Origin of the sequence: Pontibacillus sp. HMF3514 (genome assembly GCF_009858175.1) — a bacterium.
Taxonomy (GTDB): Bacteria; Bacillota; Bacilli; order Bacillales; family BH030062; genus Pontibacillus.
The window spans coordinates 274,281-294,315 of record NZ_CP047393.1; the positions used below are offsets into that span (position 1 = coordinate 274,281).

Sequence of the window (20,035 nt, forward strand, 5' to 3'; positions counted from 1 at the left end):
GATAATAAAAAACGACTCTCGTCTCGAGAGTCGTTTTTCTTATGGTGAATTTTAAGTTGACATTGTCTTAACTACTTTGTTTTTGACGAGATTTCGAGCTGTTCATAAAGAACGATGTGATCATCATAAGGGCAAGGAAGATGATTACGATACTGAAACCACCTTTTTGACCAAATATCTCAGATGCCAATCCGACAATGTAACCGGCAATACCTCCACCTATACCAGCTGCAATGTAGATCAGTCCTAATGCAGATCCACCTGTTTTGGATAACTGTGTTCCGAAAGCGGTCGCTGTCGGAAATAGTGTAGAGAAGAAGAGTCCTGCACCAGCGAAAAGGTATGGAAAGCTATTTGCGAATAGAAAGCTGATGACAACCATAACTAAAGACCCTATAGAGAATGTAATAAGAATAAGGCGTTCGTTTATATAATTGGTCAAGTAGGCAACACCTAGGCGACCGATCGTGAAAAATACTGAGAATATAGAAAGGATTAACGCTACCATATCTTCTTTGGCTGACGTTGATAAGCCCCCTAGATCTAAGGATTTTAGGTAAGTTGGAAAGAAGTTCATAAAGGATACTTCAGCAGATACTTCAAACATAAGGAAGAATAGTAAAAATACGAATTGTGCATCTCGCAGCATAGGGATAAATGCTTTAAGGTTAATTTTTTCCACCTTACCAGATGGGAATTTCACTGATGTTATATATACAATAACAGCAATTAAGCTTACCGCAATTCCGATGTAAAAATATCTCCAAGAAGCAAATTGGAATAGATAGTTAAGAATCTGAGGAAACACAACCATTCCAAGGCCGTACACCCCCATAGCTAAGTTGAACATTTGATTTTGCTTTTGAGGATACGCTGCAGGGACGATAGCATTTGAAGCTACTCCAAGGGCCCCTAGGCCAAACCCGACAATCATATAGAAACCGAGGAAAAATAAAATATTAGGTGCTATACCTGTTCCTAAGAAACCTAACCCCATAATGATGGAACTTATAATCGTCATCATTCGTAAACCTTTTTTATCAGTATAATATCCAATAAGCACACTGGCTAACGTGAACCCTAACTGGAATATGAATACAACTAGACCGAACTGACTCATATCAAGCCCTAAATCCTTTTCGACTTGATCGAGTACAATTCCTTTTGTATTTGTCACACCGCCTGATATAAATTGCGTGAACATTAAAATGATTAAAGCATGTATTGCTTTTCCTCTAGACATGTTGTTTACCTCCTAAGTTGTAATGCTTTACTCTGTTAAACTGATTTTCTGTTCGGGGTATTCCCACACATTTTTTTAGTAAAACGATAAAAATAAATGTAAACGTTTTAAAGTGAATAAAAAATTGGAAGTGGTTTAGAAAGCGTTTTAATGCGTTTTTAGGAGGTGGTTCCTTTAAACATTTGAAAAATAAAGGAATTTTTAGACAATTGCTGTTACAATGGGTGAATGAGAAAAAGGGGGAAATTTACATATGGGTCAACAAAACAAACAAATACAAGAGGGTATTGAAAACATAGGAAAAGTTATTTTAGGAAAAAGTGATGTTGTAGAATTATTGTTTACGTCCTTGCTAGCAAAAGGGCAAGTTTTATTAGAGAGTGTCCCAGGTTCTGGGAAAACGAAATTAGCAAAGAGTTTTGCGAAGGTGATTGACGGGGAATTCCGTCGTATTCAGTTCACTCCAGATGTTTTGCCAAGTGATGTAACTGGCATTCAATTCTTTAACCCGAAGACACAGGAATTCGAATTACGTATGGGTCCTGTTATGACCAATGTGTTATTGGCGGATGAAATTAACCGTGCCACACCAAAGACACAGTCTTCGTTACTAGAGGTAATGGAAGAGCATCAAACAACAATCGATGGGGAAACGATTTCGATTAACCCACCGTTTTTCGTTATTGCAACACAAAACCCAGTAGAAAGTAACTATGGAACATTTCCACTTCCAGAAGCACAGCTTGACCGCTTCCTGTTTAAAGTGGACATGGGGTACCCAACGAGAGAAGAGGAGAAAAATATCCTCATTGAATATCAGATGAACGAACCGTTAGATGAACTTCAAGCTACATTAACTCCTGAGATGATTTTATCGATGCAGGAACAAGTGAAAGAGGTCAAGGTTTCAGAAGTTGTTCACGACTATTTGCTAGCTCTTGTGACAGAAACACGAAATAGTCCTGATATTGATTTAGGGATTAGTACACGTGGAGCTTTAGCTTTAATGCGTGCTACTCAAGCGAGAGCTTATATCAGAGGGCGTCAGTATGTAACACCTGAAGATGTAAAAGAGTTAGCTCCATATGTATTTGAACATCGTCTTATTCTTTCTATGGAAGGCTCTATTAGAAAGAAGCCTGAAGAGATTGTCGAGGAGATCTTAAATTCCATTGAAGTTCCAGTGGAAGTAGGCGAAGGAAAGTGAGGCAGTGGAAAAAAGAATTTGGGGGGAATCTAGAATCCACTTACGACATGCTTATTTCACTTTGTGTGTCGATAGCTGTACTGGCGCTTCTTACTAATAAACCAAATGTGTACTTAGTAGTAGGCGTTGTGTTTGCTTTTGTTTTCTTGAGCAAAATGTATGATAAGTATGTAGGGCATGGAATCACTTTAGTTAATAAAAGAAGAACGTATAGGTTGTTTCCTGGGGATGAAGTAGAAATGGATCTTCGGTTACAAAACTCGTCGAGGCTTCCTATCATCAACGGGAAGTTCCAATTCTATGCGAATCATGTTATTCAGAATGATCGCTTTTTTACGGTGGGCCATAAGAAAACCAATTTATATGAAATTCCTTTATCTATTATTGATAAAGGTGATGCTGCTGTCTCAGTAAATATGAAAGCTCAAAAACGTGGTGTGACCAGGCTGAATGAGATAGAGTATCATTTTCCGCATTTAATGAGCTTCGAGAATATCACGTTGTTTTTTCGGGATTTTTATAGAACGGAATTCATTATTTATCCGACACCATTACCTGTGAAAGGGTTAGAGGAACGTTTCCATGTAACAATTGGTTCTCAAAGAACGACATTCTCTCCATTCGAAGATCAACTTAGTCCAATAGGAACTCGGGATTATCTGCCCTCTGATCCGTTCCACCGTATTAATTGGAAGGCATCAGCCAGAATACAGTCATTACAAACGAAGCTGTACGAACGTGTTCATGATATAACATGGGTATTTGTCGTAAACATCTCTGAATCAACCAGAATGCGAAACACCTATGTTAGTCATAACATTGAAAACATCCTTTCTTATGTCACATATATGTGTCAGTTTGCTACTGAAAAAGGCTATGCTTATGAGATTCATATTAATGCACGAAAGGCAGGATCTCCTCCTTATTTTTATCTTCATGAAGGAATAGGGAAGGAACATTTACGACACGCTCTTGAATTCTTAGCGAGGGTAAATACAGAGGAGTTAATCCTACCATATGAAAATCTGCTATATCGTGTTGATCAAGATTTATATAAGCCGAAGACACTTTTCTTGTTTGGAGAAGTAACCCCAGAAGCTGAAATGTATGCAAGAACATGGGAAAAGAAACGAATGAGCGTTTATCACATTAAGGAGTATGAAGAAGGAGCTTATCTGGGAGACGTAGTGAAGGAGGTGGCTGCGCAGTGATTACAGCTAACCTCACAATCGTTCGAATCTATCAGTTCTTAGGAGAAGCATTTCTGTTTTACCTGTTGTTAGTCCCTTTCTATTACTTTAGGGATCTTCAATTACCATTGGGGAGTTATATTATAGCGGTAGTGGGGACAACGATTATATTGGTATTATTTACACGTGTTACAGACACGTACATCCCATTTTTGATCTATGCACCAGTAGCGGTGATGTTATTTGTGGTTATGGGTTACTCGTTGCTTATTGCTATTGCGATGGCTGCCTTCTTTAGTTGGCGTTTTATTCGACACCTACAAGAAGAAGGAATGGACCATGAGTATCGTTTAATTATGCTTGGTTTATTTCTTGCCTTAATTGAGTCATTACTCATTACAGATTTTGCGATGTATCTGATGATAGGATTACAGGTTTCCGTATTGATATTTGGCCATATGCTAAGTCATGTTGTGAGTATTAAAATCTCGAACTCTAATCAAAAGCCTTTCGCTCAAATTGGTGTGATTGGGGGAGCCTTCCTCCTTATTACAGGAATCTCCTACTCAGCTTATAATGGGTTAGAGAGAATGTGGAATGGTGCGCTTACTTTATTAGCTAATATATTTTCATATGGAATGTTGGGTGTAGTGAACTTCCTTGACTTTCTTGGTATTGATCTGGCTGCAATAGGACAGTTAGAAGAAAGGATAAAAGAAAGTCAACAAGATGATATAAAGATGGAAAAGCCTGATTCACCTTTTACAGATAAGACGAAAAACACTGTCGGTGCTGAAAATGCAGGGGAAACGATTTATTGGAGTTTCTTATCCATCATTATAGTGGTCGCTATTATTGTGGCGATTGTTCTTATTCGTAAAAAAGTGATGGAGAAAAGAAAAGACCCTGAGTCAGATGAAGCAAGTATGACATCGAAATGGACAACTCATGAGAAAAGTTCACTGAGGGATAAAATCTCTAAGTTCTTCGGTCGTAAGCCTGAAAACCCTGTACGCCAGCTGTTTTTTGATTTCGAACGCTTTGCTCAAAAGAAAGGTTTTGGAAGGAAAAACTATGAAACCATTGAGGATTGGTTTGAACGATTAGGCGTGAAGAATGCGAATGTAGAAGTCTACCAAAAGGTTCGCTATGGTGATGAAACATCATTGACGCAGCAAGAAGTAGAACGGTTTAAACAAGACTTGCAGCAATTGCGAAAGTCTTTATTAGAAAAGTCTAAGTATAAAAAGGATACAGAATAAGAAAAGCACCCTAAAAAGGGTGCTTTCAGCTTGTAGAGGATCCCTTGGTTTTTTCGATAAGCTTTTTCATATTTGGGTCACAAATGGTGATGAGGAAAATTCTCTTCTATCGTCACAAATTCTAATTCATTTAGTTGGTTTTTATTTAATCAAAACATTCAAGGGACAGTGCACCTGTCTTCTCTTACCTACTTTAAGAGATCTACCGCTCTATCAGGATTCGAAGGTCCCTCATGGGCTAGTGCATCGAAAACGAAGTTAAAAGCATTCAGATCATAACTGATTGCCGAGTGCTCAACTAGATCAAGTGGATAATAATCCTGCAACGTAATGTTTGATACTTCCTTTGATTCTTTTAGAAAAGAAGAAGTGTAAGGAACTATAACTTCATCTATTTCGGTCGCTACGTTTGTATAGGAAACCTTCCCAGGGGTTTCATCCCCTTCATTCAATTTTTCTAGGAATTCTGAACCAATTAACTGCTGACGACAAGCGGTACAATCGCTTATAAGGTCTGCACTCGTATCTGTTGCGTCCTCCAATCCTCCTAACCCCTCTGTACCGTGATTGGAAGGGGCAAGTCCAATTAGATCATCCACTTTTTCAGCACCACCTAAGAATTTAAGGTAATAACGGGGCATCATTCCTCCTTGGCTGTGACCGACAATTGAAACTTTCTCTGAACCCGTATGTTGAAGAACATTTTCAATGAAAGTTTTCAGTTCCATTGCTGAATCCTCTATTGGTCCTGTGCCATAGCCAGCCGTTGTATAACCATAGTTTAAAGAGTAGACACAATATCCTTTTTCTTTTAATAATGGAGCAAGGTCAGCCCAGTTTTGAGCCATTGATTCAAAAGTTCCCGGTACAAGCACGACAGGGAAAGGGTGAGCTTCATCAGGTTGGCAGGTGGGGTCATTTGCTCCAACGGGTGGAACGCCTTCTTCTAACAAGAAACTCCCTGAGGTATCAGCCTTAGCTTTGTCCATTTCCGTAGATAGTAAAGTAAACATAAACAAAGAAATTGCAGTCATAAACACAACATTTTTCATCAAATAATAGTCTCCAATCTTAGATCATTGATCATATTTAAGTAGTGCTTTTTAAAGATAGCCTATCATAGGTGTTGGATATAGAAAACGACTGGTAGAGAAGAATCGCTATACAGACCGTGGATACAAGTGCTATGACCTCTTGGGGAAAGCGGTAAGTATTATTTAGTAGATTAATATCTGAAATTGTGAGCTGTTAAACTGATTGTTTTGCTAGCTCGATTGATTTTTTCGAGACGGACAAGAGCCCCCTCTCAATGCTTATCCTATTTGGTTCTTGAGCATGTGATCTCCACTCATTTCATGCAAAACAAATTTTAAAAGCAAAAAAAACTACCTCCTTTTGATAAGGGGGTAGTATAAGCGTTTGAAATGAAACATTCTTTACAATACTCGTTGAATTAACCCGAACACGACTAGCAATATAAGTATCCCCCAAAAAAGCTTCGGCAAATACTTTTTCATAGGGAAGCGTCTTTTCTTCCAGCGGTTTGGATCGAAAGCAATGTCACCGTCTGTATGATTTCGTCTACGCCTTACATTTCGCCATTGTGAAAATGGTTGAGCATTTCTTAAAACGAGTGGAGCAACAACAAGCCCACCAACAAGTCCGAAAATGTGCCCATAAATATTAATGTTTGAACGAAGGAACGTCATTACAAGAGCAATCACCGATATCGTAAGAATAATTTGAGTATTCGCTTGGTCAATAAGTTCTTTTCGTGCGTAAATCATATATAAGTAGATCCCAAATAGTCCGAAGATTGCACCTGATGCCCCTACGGATACAACATTCATAGGCCCGAAGAAGAAAGAGCCAAGGTTTCCGATAATACCTGTTGCTAAGTAGGCAAAAATAAACTTAGGTTTACCCAGCATTTGCTCTAACGCAGGGCCAAACAATACAAGAGAAAAGGAATTAAACAATGCGTGACCGAAACCATAATGGAAGAAGATTGGAGTTACGAGACGCCAATATTCACCGTTGGCTACATAATAATTGTTTAATTCAGCCGAGTTTTCCAATGCTACAAAAGGTGAGAGCATTAAGAAATCCGTTGTTAACCATAAAAAGAAATGAAGTCCAACTAAAAAGGATACAATAGGATAAAATCGAATAAATTCCTGAAATGATTCTGAACGACGAAACATAATGAGTTCTCCTTACTTATAAGTAATAGTCCTTAACTATTCATTACTCTCATTATACAATGAAAAAAGCTTATTCATGTTATGAACCGCTCACAAAATTATAAACCTACATAAAAATGAATAGTGATAGAAAGATGGTGGTACTGTGATTAAAGGAATTGGGATAGATTTAATAGAAATTGATCGGGTTGAAAGAAGTATTCAATCCAATCAAAAGTTTATTGACCGTATATTAACAGAAAATGAAAAGACTTTATATAACGCACTAAAAGCAGACCATAGAAAAGCTGAATTTGTGGCAGGACGTTTTGCGGCAAAAGAAGCTCTAGGTAAAGCGATGGGTACAGGAATAGGGAAGGAGTTTTCATTCCAAGATATCTCTATTACGAAATCAGATCAAGGAGCCCCTAAGATGAAAGTGAAGAACTGTCCTTATAAAGTATGGGTTTCAATCTCTCATAGTCAGTCTCATGCCATTGCGCAAGTTGTATTAGAGGGTTAACTTCATTCGGAGCAAGCGATAATTTTTCATCTATGTGTGCCATCACTAAACGCACTTTACACTTTCTTTCGAAGGCTAGTCTGCATAATCACAAAGTTTGTCTCATATATTTTAGTGCGGGTAGGAGGGAACAAGGTGTATATTGTCACCGCAAAAGAAATGTACGATTTAGACCGTTATGCCATGGATGAAATTGGGCTAGACGGACGTTTGTTAATGGAAAATGCCGGACGGGCTGTTACCGATCAGATTGAATCTGAGCTTTCTTCATCAGATAGGGTTCTCGTTTTAATTGGTAAAGGGAATAATGGTGGTGATGGATTTGTTCTGGCAAGAACCCTTATGCAAAGAGGGTATGATGTCACAGCAATCCAAATGGTTCCTTCTTCAAAAATTGAAGGGGATGCAGCCTATCACCGGAAGCTTTTTCTGAACATGGGTTATTCTGTCGTTCAATATGATGGACAAGAATCCTTAGAAAGACTTTGTGAACAGAGTTCTATAATTGTTGATGCAATGTTAGGGATCGGTGTGAAAGGGGAGATTCGCTCTCCTTATCGAGAAGCGATTCAGACCGTAAACGCATCGCAAGCCTATACGATTTCTGTTGATCTTCCAAGTGGTGTTCCTGCTGATGAAGGGGTGAAAGTGAATCAAGCTGTTAAAGCCGATCGTACTGTGGTTATTCAATATCCGAAGCTTTCCGCCTATCTTCAACATACCGCTCCTTTCTATGGGGAGTGGATAGCCGTGGATATCGGGTTGCCTGCACCATCACAGCATAAGCGATCCTACTGGGGAAAAGCGCAAGTCCAATCAACATTTCCGACACGTCACTTATTTTCTCATAAAGGAAAACATGGGAAAGGGCTCGTAATTGGTGGGGCTTCAACTATGCCAGGGTCTGTTGGTCTTACGTCTCGAGCAGCATTAAAAGGTGGGGCAGGGCTACTAACTTTAGCCACTGTACCAAGTGTGATCCAAGCACTGGCTTCTTCTGTCTTGGAAGCTACGTATATATCCCTCAAAGACTTAAATGGGTATATCTTGGATGTGAAAGGATTGGACTATTCCTATGATGGGATTGCGATTGGGATGGGAATGGGAAGACAAGAAGAAACCGTTCAGGTTCTTCAAACCGTTTTACAAAAAGCGTCTTGTCCGGTAGTGATTGATGCGGATGGTTTATATGCCCTACAAAAGGACGCTTCAATGTTGGATGAACGAGAGAGCCCTAGCATCTTAACGCCACACCCAGGAGAGATGGCTCACTTATTAGGTGTTTCTATACCTGAACTCCTTTCCAAGCCTTTCGAATATACGAAAAGCTTTGCGGAAAAGCATCATGTTTTCATCGTGTTTAAAGGAGCTTTTACCATCATTACAACTCCTGAAGGTGCGCAATGGGTAACCGATACAGGGAACTCAGGGTTAGCTAAAGGCGGAAGTGGAGATGCTCTCTCTGGTATCTTGCTTGCTCATATCATGCAAGATCAATCGATTGTTGAAGCGCTTTGTAACGGCACATGGATTCATGGATACACGGCTGAACTTTTAACAGCTGACATTCACTCGCAATATGACCTTCTCGCTAATGATGTTATAGAAGGTCTAGCGCAAACGTATCGTACATTATCTTTATAGGTGGAATGTTCCCTTTGTCCTTTGAAATGAGACAAAGGAGTTGTGATCATGAAAAAATTAGCATGGCTTTGGATCCTAGCATCATTGGTCCTTGTTTTATCAGCCTGTGGAGAGAAATCTAAGGAAGATGTGGTTAGTGCTCTTGAAAAGAAACTTGAGCAGATGAATGGGTATAAAGCAAAAGCTACAATGACCTTAAAAACAGGGCAAGATCCTCAAAAGTACAACATTGATGTTTGGCACAAGAAGAAGGATTACTATCGCGTTCTACTAAACAACGCTCAAGAAAAACAAGAAAGCCAAATCATCTTACGAAATGAGGAAGGAGTATTTGTTTTAACCCCTGCTTTAAACAAGAGCTTTAAGTTCCAAAGTGAATGGCCGCGTAATAGTAGCCAACCATACTTGTATGGTTCACTTGTGATGGACGTTAAGAAAGATAAAGATGCTAAGTTCACTTCTGAAGAAGATTATTATGTCTTTGAAACAAAAACAAACTATCAAAATAGTAAAAACCTACCGACTCAAGAAATCTACTTTAGTAAAAAAGATCTTACACCTGTAATGGTGAAAGTGATGGACCAAGAACGAAATCCTTTAGTTGAGGTGAATTTTTCATCATTTGAATTAAATCCTCAATTTAGTGATGATGCATTTACTACTGAGAAGAACATGTCCAGTGGCGTTTTAGGAGTTCCTGTGATGGCACAAGAGGACCAGCCTAAGCCGTTCACTGTTCTATATCCTCAGTCATCTATTGGCAATGCAGAGCTTGAAGCTAAGAAGGAAGTAGATCTAGAAAACGGTAAACGAGTAATAATGACCTTCAAAGGTGACAAGTCTTATACACTTATTCAAGAATCGCTAAGTGCGGTACCAGCAAGTGCAACAGTTCCAGTTGAGGTTTCTGGTGAGCCAGTAAACCTTGGTTATACAATGGGAGCTTGGTCAAATTCCACGCTAGAGTGGTCCCATAACGGAATGAATTTTTATTTAGCAAGTGACCAGTTAACTAAAGAAGAGATGATCCATATTGCACAATCGGTTCAAGGTACCGCAGTCAAATAGTAGCCTGATATCATGCAGCAGACTCAGCACAAATTCTTATTGAGTCTGCTTTTATTTTTTGTGATCTAAAATCTCTAATATAGACAAATCGTCATTTGACATGCTTTCCGACACAGTCAATAATGAGAACTATAAAAAGCATGTGAGAGGGGACCTTTGTTGTCTATTGAAACGTTTTACAGGGATTCTTGGGTAGAAATTCGATTAGATGCTATAAAAGAAAATATCAAACAATTACAAAAGACTTTAGATGATAAAACAGGTGTTTATGCAGTGGTTAAGGCTAATGCTTATGGTCATGGGGATGTGCAAGTTGCCCAAGCCGCTTTGGAAGCAGGTGCATATGGTCTCGCGGTCTCCTTGTTGGATGAAGCCTTGATTCTACGTGAAGCGGGAGTACAAGTACCAATTCTTGTCATGGGTTGGGTACGTCCGGAAGATGCTCCAGTAGCTGTGAAATACAACATAACATTAACCGCTTTTCAAACAGAGTGGGTTCAAGCTGTAAAAAATCAACCCTATGAAGGTGCGCTTTCCCTACATTTAAAATGGGATACAGGCATGGGAAGAATAGGGTTACGTACCAAAGAAGAATTACATGAGCTGCTCCTGTCATGTCAGGATGAGAAGATTCAAATAGATGGGATATTTACTCATTTTGCAAAAGCAGATGAGGTGGACTTATCTTATTTTCATAAACAGCAAGAACGTTTTGAGATATTACTCGAAGAATTCAATCGTCACTGGGAAAAGGATGTTGAAATTCATACAGGGAATAGTGCTGCAAGTATGAGGTTACCAGAAAAAATGCATCACGTTGTCCGTTTTGGCATAAGTATGTATGGGTTGTATCCTTCAACAGATGTGAAAGACCTAAAGCCAATTCCTCTTCAGCCTGCATTCTCTTTACACAGTAAACTCATTCATGTGAAGAAATTACCCAAAGGAGAGTCGATAAGTTACGGTGCAACCTATACGACGTCTTCTGAAGAATGGATTGGAACCATTCCTCTAGGTTATGCTGATGGTTGGATACGAAAGTTGCAAGGTATGGAAGTTCTTGTAGATGGGAAGCGTATGCCTATTGTGGGTCGGATATGTATGGACCAATTTATGGTTCGCTTAGATCAACCTTATCCCGTTGGTACCAAAGTAACTTTAATAGGGAAGCAAATGGATCAAGAGATCACAATGGATGAGATAGCTCATTACCTTGATACCATTAACTACGAAATTCCATGCATGATCAGTTATCGCGTTCCACGTATTTATGTGAAAGATAAAAATATTATTGAAGTGGATAATTCCTTGTCGGTTGAGGACTGATTTTGTAGAAATATTGCAGAGTTTATTATACGAATCCCCTAATTTTGGAATAATAAAACGAAAATTGGTATAAAATCTTGGAAGAACCTTTGCAATGACTTATTTTGAATGGTATTATTGAAGAAGAATTCGATCGATATTTAGGTGTATAGTCGATGGTGGAGGTGCATGTTTGTGTCCGAAAATTCACAGGAGATCAAAATCAAATTGCCACAAAATTTATTAAATGAATTAGATGGCATGGTTGAGGAGGATAACGTGGATCGGAACGACTTTATTTACCAGGCAACAAAAATGTATTTGCGTGAACGCAAAAAGCGTCACATTCGTGAATCCATGCGTGAAGGGTACATGGAAATGGCGAAAATTAATCTAAACATTGCTTCAGAAGCTTTCCAAGCTGAAGAGGAGGCAGAAACTACCTGTGAACGTCTTGTGAGCGGGGTGTAATCCTTTGATCGTTAAAAGAGGCGACGTGTACTTTGCGGACCTTTCACCGGTCGTTGGTTCCGAGCAAGGAGGCGTACGCCCAGTTTTAATCCTTCAAAACGATATCGGTAACCGATTCAGTCCCACAGTTATTGTGGCAGCCATTACTGCGCAAATACAAAAAGCCAAACTACCTACACACGTTGAAATTGATGCCGAGCGTTACGGCTTTGAACGAGACTCAGTTATTCTATTAGAGCAAATACGAACAATTGATAAACAACGACTAACAGATAAGATCACAAATTTGGATGACTCAATGATGACTAAAGTTGATGAAGCATTGCAAATTAGTTTAGGTCTTATTGATTTCTAACTAAAAAAGCTACCTTTAAAGGTAGCTTTATTTTTTTACATGCTCATTTTTATAAAGTGAAATTGTTGGTAAAAAGTGTATTGAAGCAGGAGAATATTGAGAGTAGCAGAAAATGTCGTTTGGTGTTAGAGTTAGTGAAACAACACTTTTCGAAAATAATTTTTAAGTTAGCAGATTATATGTTTGCTTAGCTTGTACAAAAGTGTGACAATGGACGTAATTCGAACGTTGTTTCGTGATAAGTAACAGGGGGGTTCGATATGGAAGCGAACTTGAAGGAAATCGTGCTTAACAATAGTAATGAAATCGTGAAAATGTGGTTAGAGGAAATAGAGAGGAATAGGAAACATGACTACACATCAACTATTTCCGACGAGTTATTTGAAAGTACAAACCGTGAGTTTGTAAATGTCATTTTCTCAAGTCTTGAAAAGCAAGGGCTAACGAATGACATAGAAGGATTTGCTGAACGTTTGATAAACTTAGGTTGGCCTTTGAGTTACTTAACGGATGGTATGCAAGCATTTCGGAGAGTGACGATCAATTATATCTTAAGTCAGTCTAACAAAGTTGATACAACGTATTTCTCCACAGTGTTATCAAAAGTTGACGAATGGGTCGACCCCATTATTAATCAACTTGTAAACGAATATTCTGGTAGTTGGGAAAATATTGTTTCCCTCCAAAAGGTGGCCCTCCAAGAATTATCAGCTCCTCTGATTCCTGTCATGGAAAATATCACGGTGATGCCGCTTATAGGAACCATTGATACTGAACGCGCAAAACTAATTATGGAAAATCTTCTTGATGGTGTGATCAAACACCACGCTGAAGTTGTTTTAATTGATATTACAGGTGTTCCGGTGGTAGATACGATGGTTGCTCATCATATTATACAAGCAGCTGAAGCCGTTCGCCTCATTGGCTCTACTTGTATTCTTGTCGGTATTAGACCTGAAATTGCCCAAACGATTGTGAACCTAGGGATTGATTTGAGTAAGTTCCCTACAAAGAGTTCACTGAAAAAAGGGTTCGAATCTGCACTTGAACTAACCAATCGAAAAATTGTCGGAATTGAAAACACAAATAAAGATATAGAAGAGCTTGTAGACTCTTTGGATAGGGAGTGAAGCAAATGAGGATACCAATTTTAAAACTTCATAACTACCTATTAATATCCATTCAAATTGACTTAGACGATCAAACCGCTATTCAGTTCCAGGAAGACTTATTAAATAAGATTCATGAGAGCGGTGCTACAGGAGTGGTGATCGATCTAACATCTGTAGATATTATTGACTCATTTATTGCTAAAGTTTTAGGAGATGTTGTATCCATGTCAGATTTAATGGGTGCAAAAGTAGTTCTAACAGGCATACAGCCGGCTGTTGCAATGACATTAATTGACCTGGGAATCCACTTGCAGGAAGTCCCAACTGCACTAGACTTAGAACAAGGGTTGATTAAGCTTCGACAGGAATTGGAGGAGTAGGACATGGACTTTCAATCCTGCGTAAATATTAAAAAGGAATGGGACATTGTAGGTGCAAGGCAACTTGGCAGGGACATAGCCAAGAAGGTTGGCTTTGGTAATGTAGACCAAGCTAGAATTGCTACAGCTATCTCAGAACTTGCAAGAAACATCTATTTGTATGCCGGTAGTGGTAAAGTATGCTTCGATGCCATTGATGAACTAAATGAAAAAGGTCTTCGAATTGTAGCGATTGATGAAGGACCTGGTATTCAAGATGTTAGTCAAGTTATGGAGGATGGATTCTCTACTTCGGGTGGATTAGGAGCCGGTCTTCCAGGAGTTAAACGTCTTATGGACGAATTTGATGTAATATCAAGGCAGGGGGAAGGGACCGAAATTAAAGTTGTGAAATGGCTCCGTTAAAGGAGGAAGTCTTATGAGTACCTTAAAGCTTGACTTACAAACTTATAAGGACTTATTGAAACAGTATATTGAAACGCAAAATGAACAAGCATTGTATAATGCTGAACAATTCAGTAAGCATTCCATACAACAAAATATTTCACCAGATGAAATCATTAATGTTCATTTTCAAGCTTTAATGGAATTGTATCCGGATGTACCAGATGATATACGAAATTCCATGAACTTCCTGTTGGAGACGATGATTTCTTATGGGTTGGCTTATCAGGAATATCAAGCTTTACGAGAGAAACAGCTAGAACTTCAATCGGAATTATCTGTTGCAGCAAAGATGCAACAAACCCTTCTTTCGACCGTTAAACCTGAATATAACCAATTAGATATTGGGGCTACGAGTCATCCTGCCAAACAAATGAACGGGGACTATTACCACTTTGTAGAAGACCAAGAGGGGTCATTAGGCATTGCGATAGCTGATGTGATTGGTAAAGGTGTACCTGCGGCTCTTTGTATGTCGATGATCAAGTACTCAATGGATAGTTTCCCTGAAAAACGTATGGAACCAAGCATCATCTTAGAAGGTATGAATCGAGTTGTCGAAAGAAACGTGGATCCAAGCATGTTCATTACAATGTTTTATGGTCTTTATGACACAAAAGACAATCGTTTCTTCTATTCTTCAGCAGGTCATGAGCCAGGTTTTTATTATTCAGCTAAAGAGGATTCCTTTAAAGATATCGAAGCTGAGGGCTTAGTGCTTGGTGTAGATCGAGAAACGACTTACAAACAGTTTGAACAACAAGTGGATCCAGGCGATATGATCGTATTGCTTACAGATGGTGTGACAGAATGTCGATCTGGTGATGACTTTATTGAACGTGAGGAAATTGCAGATGTGATTAGACAATATAAGCATTTACCTGCTCAGGAGATCACCGATCAAGTTTATACACACTTTGAACGGTTGCAGGATTTTCAACTTCGTGATGATTTTACCTTGGTTATTTTACGTCGAGAGGTTTAATAACTAAATAGATAGGGTATTTTCATTATGGTAAGACTTAAATTAGATGAGCAGGAGGAGTGTTTTCATGAATTTAACGATCGATGTTGAACATAATGGAGCAGAGAAAATTGTTTCATTATCTGGCGAAATTGATGCTTATACAGCACCAAAATTAAAAGAGACCCTACTTCCTCTAACGCAGGAAAGTGAAGTAACGGTCATTGTTGATTTACAACAAATCTCTTATATGGACAGTACAGGTTTAGGAGTATTTATTAGTGCTCTTAAGTCTACAAAAGAATATAACAATACACTGAAGTTAGTGAACCTTCAAGATCGAGTTTATCGATTATTCAAAATCACAGGATTAACAGAAATCATTGCGATTGAAACTGATTCTACAGTTCGGGGTGGAATGTAATGTCAGAAACATTTGATTTTATAGAGGTAAAGGTACCGGCAAAACCAGAATACGTTGGTGTCGTTCGCCTTAGTACCTCTGGAATTGCTAATCGTATGGGCTTTGCGTATGACGATATTGAAGATCTGAAAGTTGCCATTTCTGAAGCGATAACGAACGCAGTTAAGCATGCTTATAATGAAACGGGTGAAGGTGAGATTACAATTGGTTTCGGTGTTTATGAAAACCGTATTGAAGTAATGGTAGCCGACCACGGTGGTAGCTTTGATCTGAAGAAAGTAAAAGAAGATATTGGACCTTATCAAGAAGAAGACTCTGTGGAAGACTTGCGTGAAGGTGGCTTTGGACTCTTCTTAATCGATGCCCTGATGGACAAAGTCGAAATTAATAATAAATATGGTGTGATCGTTCTAATGACGAAATACCTCCATGAAAATGAGGTGGGGCTCAATGGCGACCAAATCTCAACCACACAATAACCGTGAGGGTGAGGTTTACGAATGGATCAAACATCTTCAAGAAACTCCTGATGATGAGGTCGTTCAAGAGAAGATCGTTCATCAGTACGAGGATCTCGTTCAATCCATTGCAAAAAAGTATTCCAAAAACAGTTCAATCCATGAAGATCTAGTACAGGTTGGGATGCTTGGACTTTTAGCTGCGATTAGACGTTATGATCCTTCTTACGGAAAATCATTTGAGTCGTTCGCTATTCCGACCATAATCGGTGAAATCAAACGATTTATACGAGATAAAACATGGAGTGTACATGTGCCTCGACGCATTAAAGAACTAGGTCCTAAAATCAAGAAAGCTGCCGAAGAATTAACAGTGGATATGCAACGGTCCCCATCCGTTCAAGAGATTGCTGATTATCTTAATGTATCTGAAGAAGATGTCTTAGAAACGATGGAAATGGGCAAAAGCTATAAAGCATTGTCTGTTGATCGTAAAATCGAGGCTGATTCGGATGGAAGTACTGTCACAATCCTAGATTTAATTGGGAATTCAGAAAAAGGCTATGACCAAATTGACCAGCAAATGCTATTGGAGAAAGTATTACCAATCCTTTCAGAAAGAGAGCAGGAAATCCTTAAATGTACTTATTTTGATAATATGAGTCAAAAGGATACTGGGGAACATTTAGGCATATCACAAATGCATGTTTCTAGATTACAGCGCCGAGCTCTTCGTAAGTTGCGAGAAGCCTTACAATCGGACCAAGCGGAGGCTTACTAGTGGAAAGTGAGGGGAATAAGGTAGAGGTCTCAGTCTACCAAAAGCCTAAAAAAGGGAACTATTATTGTGGTGACAGCTACTTTTACAAGGAAACGGACAAGGAATTTGTCTGCGCACTTGCGGATGGTTTAGGTAGCGGTGAATATGCCAAAGAATCCTCACAGGCCGTCATGGATGTTATCGAAGAACACGTTGATGAGCCGATTGAAAAGATAATAAAAGAATGTAACAATATATTATCCAATAAACGAGGAGCAGTATTAGGTCTTTTAAGAATTAATTTTCAAGAAGAATGGTATTCTTTCACTTCTATTGGTAATATCGGTATTATTGTAATCCCTCCTAAAGGTAAGCGTAAACGAAACATCCCCTCTGCTGGTTATTTAACGGGTTATCATAGACCTTATAGGGTGACTCGAGATGCATTATCCCACGGTATGCTATTCTTTATGTTTTCAGATGGAGTAAATGAACGAACGTTATCCTCAAAAACATTCGTATCACCAAACCTAAATCAGATAATGGAAGATTTTAAAATGCAACAAGAAGAAGCAATTGATGATGACACGACATTTATAGCTATGCGATACGGATAAGACCTTGGTTCTTTTAAATAAAAGGATCAGGGTCTAATTTATTTTAAAAGTAAATTTGCGATAGATGTCTAGCTCCAGCGCCCAGCAACGAATGGACTTCCCTCGTTGCTAAACGGGCGCTTGCGCTTTTCTATCGAAAGTAGGATTTTTGTAGTCCTTTTGATAAAATGAGGACATGATGCAGATCAAGGAGGAACACTATGACTGATGAAACGCAAATTGTTCAATGGGTAGCAAAGGAAACGGAAATTAAGTCCTCGCTTATCGATAAAGTTATTTCGTTATTAGAGGAAGGAAACACAGTACCGTTCATAGCCCGTTACCGAAAAGAACAAACTGGCGGATTAGATGAAGTACAAATCAATACGATCCAAGAAAAATGGGAGTACGGACAGAACCTATCTAAGCGTAAGGATGAGGTTATCCGTCTTATTGAAGAACAAGGAAAACTAACAGATGACCTAAGACAAAACATATTAAAAGCTGAAAAACTTCAGAAGGTCGAGGATCTTTATCGTCCATACAAGCAAAAGCGAAGAACAAGAGCGGCAAAAGCAAAAGAAAAAGGTCTAGAGCCTTTGGCGCTTAAAGTCTGGAATCAGGAAGACTTTACTCTCCAGCCTGAAGCAGAACAATATATATCAGAGGAACATGAATTACATAACGTTGAAGAGGTTTGGGCTGGTGTTACAGATATTATAGCTGAGTGGATTTCTGATGATCCTGCTTATCGAGAAGATATTCGAAAGCAAACCATGCAAAAAGGTAGCATTCAATCTAAAGCTAAAGAGAAAGATCAAGAAAAAGATGAGAAAGCTATTTTTGAAATGTATTATGATTATTCCGAAGCGGTTCGTTCCATCGCTTCCCACCGGGTACTTGCCTTAAACCGTGGTGAAAAAGAAGAGGTACTTAAAGTGTCTATTGAACCACCAGTTGAGGTCGTGATGGATTACTTAAAGAAAAATGTAATTTCTAAACCATCCCATCCAACATCGAGCATCTTGGTGGGGGCAATTGAGGATAGTTACAAGCGATTAATTCAACCTTCTATTGAACGTGAAATTCGAAATTCCTTATCTGAAACTGCTGAAGACCAAGCGATTGATGTATTTTCCAAGAATCTCAGAAACTTATTATTGCAGCCACCTCTGAAAGGAAAAGTAGTGTTAGGGGTAGACCCTGCATATCGTACAGGATGTAAACTTTCTGTTATCGATGAAACGGGTAAGGTTCAAGCTATTAAAGTTGTTTATCCTACACCTCCTAAGAATGATAAAAAGGGCGCTGAGAAAGTCATTCTAGAGCTTACTAAGCAGTTTCCTATTGAACTTGTTGCAATTGGTAATGGAACAGCTTCTCGTGAGACGGAACAGTTTATCGCTGATATGATTAAAAATCATCAGTTAGATATTGCGTATATGATTGTAAATGAGGCAGGTGCGAGTGTGTACTCTGCATCACCACTAGCTCGAGAAGAGTTTCCTGACTTGCAAGTAGAAGAAAGAAGTGCGGTATCCATTGCTAGACGTGTGCAAGATCCATTAGCTGAGCTCGTGAAGATTGATCCGAAATCCATTGGGGTCGGTCAATATCAACACGATGTGAGTCAGAAAAAGCTGAATGAATCATTAACGTTTGTTGTTGAAACGGTAGTAAACCAAGTAGGCGTAAATGCCAACACAGCATCTCCTTCATTACTACAATATGTTTCAGGTCTCAGCAAGACTGTTGCGAATAATATTGTGAAAACACGTGAAGAGAATGGAAAGTTCACGGATCGCAAGCAATTAAAAAAGATCCCTCGTTTAGGAGCTAAAACATATGAACAAAGTATTGGATTTCTACGCATTCAAGACGGGAAACAGCCTTTAGATCGAACGCCAATTCACCCAGAAAGCTATGATGTAGCTAAGAGCTTATTGGATATGGCTGATTGTACTTCTGAAGATATTGGATCTGAACAATTATCCCAGCGCTTATCTAACTTCGATAAATCGGCAGTAGCTGAGCAATTGGAGGTAGGACTCCCGACGTTACAAGACATCATGAATGCACTTGCTCAACCTGGACGAGATCCTCGTGATGACTTACCAAAACCTTTACTAAAACAAGACGTACTATCCATGGAAGACCTTAGACAAGGGATGGAGCTTCAGGGTACAGTGCGAAATGTTGTTGATTTTGGTGTGTTTGTAGACATTGGTGTTAAACAAGATGGTCTTGTGCATATTTCTAAACTAGCCAAGCGATTTGTTAAGCATCCCCTTGACGTGGTCGCTGTTGGTGACATCGTTACGGTATGGGTAGAAGAGGTAGACATGAATAAAGAACGTATTGCTTTATCCATGTTAAATCCATCTGAATAACTTTAGGAACAGATCATAAGAGGTCTTAAATATGAAGAAGCCGTTTGATGGTAATA

21 protein-coding genes are annotated in these 20,035 nt (G+C 39.0%); 18 read left to right on the forward strand and 3 right to left on the reverse strand.

The features are described 5' to 3' along the window. Positions 1-67 precede the first annotated feature (67 nt). Positions 68-1,243 carry an MFS transporter gene (locus tag GS400_RS01590; RefSeq protein WP_160098499.1) on the reverse strand — a complete coding sequence of 392 codons (1,176 nt, stop codon included), beginning with the start codon at positions 1,241-1,243 and terminating at the stop codon, positions 68-70. A 253-nt stretch (positions 1,244-1,496) separates the two neighbouring features. Between GS400_RS01590 and GS400_RS01595 the strand changes: the two genes are divergently transcribed. From GS400_RS01595 to GS400_RS01605, 3 genes are read left to right on the forward strand one after another with little or no spacing between them, the layout of a single operon-like run. Continuing rightward, positions 1,497-2,450 carry an AAA family ATPase gene (locus GS400_RS01595; protein WP_160098501.1) on the forward strand — a complete coding sequence of 318 codons (954 nt, stop codon included), beginning with the start codon at positions 1,497-1,499 and terminating at the stop codon, positions 2,448-2,450. A gap of 47 nt (positions 2,451-2,497) precedes the next feature. Beyond that, on the forward strand, positions 2,498-3,661 hold the full coding sequence (locus GS400_RS01600; protein WP_236561097.1) for a DUF58 domain-containing protein: 1,164 nt from the start codon (positions 2,498-2,500) through the stop codon (positions 3,659-3,661). Next, positions 3,658-4,902, forward strand: coding sequence for a hypothetical protein (locus tag GS400_RS01605; RefSeq protein WP_160098505.1), 1,245 nt, complete (start codon positions 3,658-3,660; stop codon positions 4,900-4,902). The genes GS400_RS01600 and GS400_RS01605 overlap by 4 nt, the downstream gene beginning before the upstream one ends. Positions 4,903-5,090: 188 nt before the next feature. On the opposite strand, the gene GS400_RS01610 is transcribed toward GS400_RS01605, so the two are convergent. Beyond that, a complete protein-coding gene (locus GS400_RS01610) occupies positions 5,091-5,954 on the reverse strand; it encodes an esterase/lipase family protein (protein WP_160098507.1) in 864 nt (287 codons plus the stop codon). A 384-nt stretch (positions 5,955-6,338) separates the two neighbouring features. Beyond that, entirely contained in the window at positions 6,339-7,106 is a 768-nt protein-coding gene (locus GS400_RS01615) for a rhomboid family intramembrane serine protease (protein WP_160098508.1), read from the reverse strand. A gap of 145 nt (positions 7,107-7,251) precedes the next feature. Here GS400_RS01615 and acpS point away from each other — a divergent pair, with 145 nt between their 5' ends. The 15 genes from acpS to GS400_RS01690 all read left to right on the forward strand — a co-directional run bounded on the left by acpS (position 7,252) and on the right by GS400_RS01690 (position 19,979). Beyond that, on the forward strand, positions 7,252-7,608 hold the full coding sequence (gene acpS / locus GS400_RS01620) for a holo-ACP synthase (RefSeq protein WP_160098510.1): 357 nt from the start codon (positions 7,252-7,254) through the stop codon (positions 7,606-7,608). 135 nt (positions 7,609-7,743) lie between these two features. Beyond that, positions 7,744-9,252 (forward strand): NAD(P)H-hydrate dehydratase, encoded by a 1,509-nt coding sequence (locus GS400_RS01625; protein ID WP_160098512.1) that lies wholly within the window; start codon positions 7,744-7,746, stop codon positions 9,250-9,252. Positions 9,253-9,300: 48 nt separating this feature from the next. Then, positions 9,301-10,320: a LolA family protein gene (locus GS400_RS01630; protein WP_160098514.1), complete on the forward strand. Its 1,020-nt coding sequence runs from the start codon at positions 9,301-9,303 to the stop codon at positions 10,318-10,320. A 159-nt stretch (positions 10,321-10,479) separates the two neighbouring features. After that, positions 10,480-11,646, forward strand: a complete 1,167-nt coding sequence (gene alr, locus GS400_RS01635) for an alanine racemase (RefSeq protein WP_160098516.1) — start codon at positions 10,480-10,482, stop codon at positions 11,644-11,646. Between the two features lie 168 nt (positions 11,647-11,814). Continuing rightward, positions 11,815-12,096, forward strand: coding sequence for a CopG family ribbon-helix-helix protein (locus tag GS400_RS01640; RefSeq protein ID WP_027446720.1), 282 nt, complete (start codon positions 11,815-11,817; stop codon positions 12,094-12,096). Positions 12,097-12,100: 4 nt separating this feature from the next. Next, on the forward strand, positions 12,101-12,451 hold the full coding sequence (locus GS400_RS01645) for a type II toxin-antitoxin system PemK/MazF family toxin (protein WP_027446721.1): 351 nt from the start codon (positions 12,101-12,103) through the stop codon (positions 12,449-12,451). A 260-nt stretch (positions 12,452-12,711) separates the two neighbouring features. Then, a complete protein-coding gene (locus GS400_RS01650; protein WP_160098518.1) occupies positions 12,712-13,581 on the forward strand; it encodes an RsbT co-antagonist protein RsbRA in 870 nt (289 codons plus the stop codon). A 5-nt stretch (positions 13,582-13,586) separates the two neighbouring features. Continuing rightward, complete coding sequence (locus GS400_RS01655; RefSeq protein ID WP_027446723.1) at positions 13,587-13,943, forward strand: STAS domain-containing protein; 357 nt, start codon at positions 13,587-13,589, stop codon at positions 13,941-13,943. 3 nt (positions 13,944-13,946) lie between these two features. Continuing rightward, the gene (locus GS400_RS01660; RefSeq protein WP_027446724.1) at positions 13,947-14,348 is read left to right on the forward strand and encodes an anti-sigma regulatory factor; all 402 of its coding nucleotides are present in this window, start codon (positions 13,947-13,949) and stop codon (positions 14,346-14,348) included. A gap of 13 nt (positions 14,349-14,361) precedes the next feature. Continuing rightward, positions 14,362-15,372, forward strand: coding sequence for a PP2C family protein-serine/threonine phosphatase (locus tag GS400_RS01665; RefSeq protein ID WP_160098520.1), 1,011 nt, complete (start codon positions 14,362-14,364; stop codon positions 15,370-15,372). 67 nt (positions 15,373-15,439) lie between these two features. After that, positions 15,440-15,775, forward strand: a complete 336-nt coding sequence (locus tag GS400_RS01670; protein WP_160098522.1) for an STAS domain-containing protein — start codon at positions 15,440-15,442, stop codon at positions 15,773-15,775. Further along, positions 15,775-16,254: an anti-sigma B factor RsbW gene (gene rsbW, locus GS400_RS01675; protein WP_027446727.1), complete on the forward strand. Its 480-nt coding sequence runs from the start codon at positions 15,775-15,777 to the stop codon at positions 16,252-16,254. Before GS400_RS01670 ends, rsbW begins: the two co-directional genes overlap by 1 nt. Next, positions 16,226-17,014, forward strand: coding sequence for an RNA polymerase sigma factor SigB (gene sigB, locus GS400_RS01680; RefSeq protein WP_160098524.1), 789 nt, complete (start codon positions 16,226-16,228; stop codon positions 17,012-17,014). The genes rsbW and sigB overlap by 29 nt, the downstream gene beginning before the upstream one ends. Next, positions 17,014-17,610 carry a SpoIIE family protein phosphatase gene (locus GS400_RS01685; RefSeq protein ID WP_160098526.1) on the forward strand — a complete coding sequence of 199 codons (597 nt, stop codon included), beginning with the start codon at positions 17,014-17,016 and terminating at the stop codon, positions 17,608-17,610. The genes sigB and GS400_RS01685 overlap by 1 nt, the downstream gene beginning before the upstream one ends. A 200-nt stretch (positions 17,611-17,810) precedes the next feature. Next, positions 17,811-19,979: a Tex family protein gene (locus GS400_RS01690; protein WP_160098528.1), complete on the forward strand. Its 2,169-nt coding sequence runs from the start codon at positions 17,811-17,813 to the stop codon at positions 19,977-19,979. Positions 19,980-20,035 lie beyond the last annotated feature (56 nt).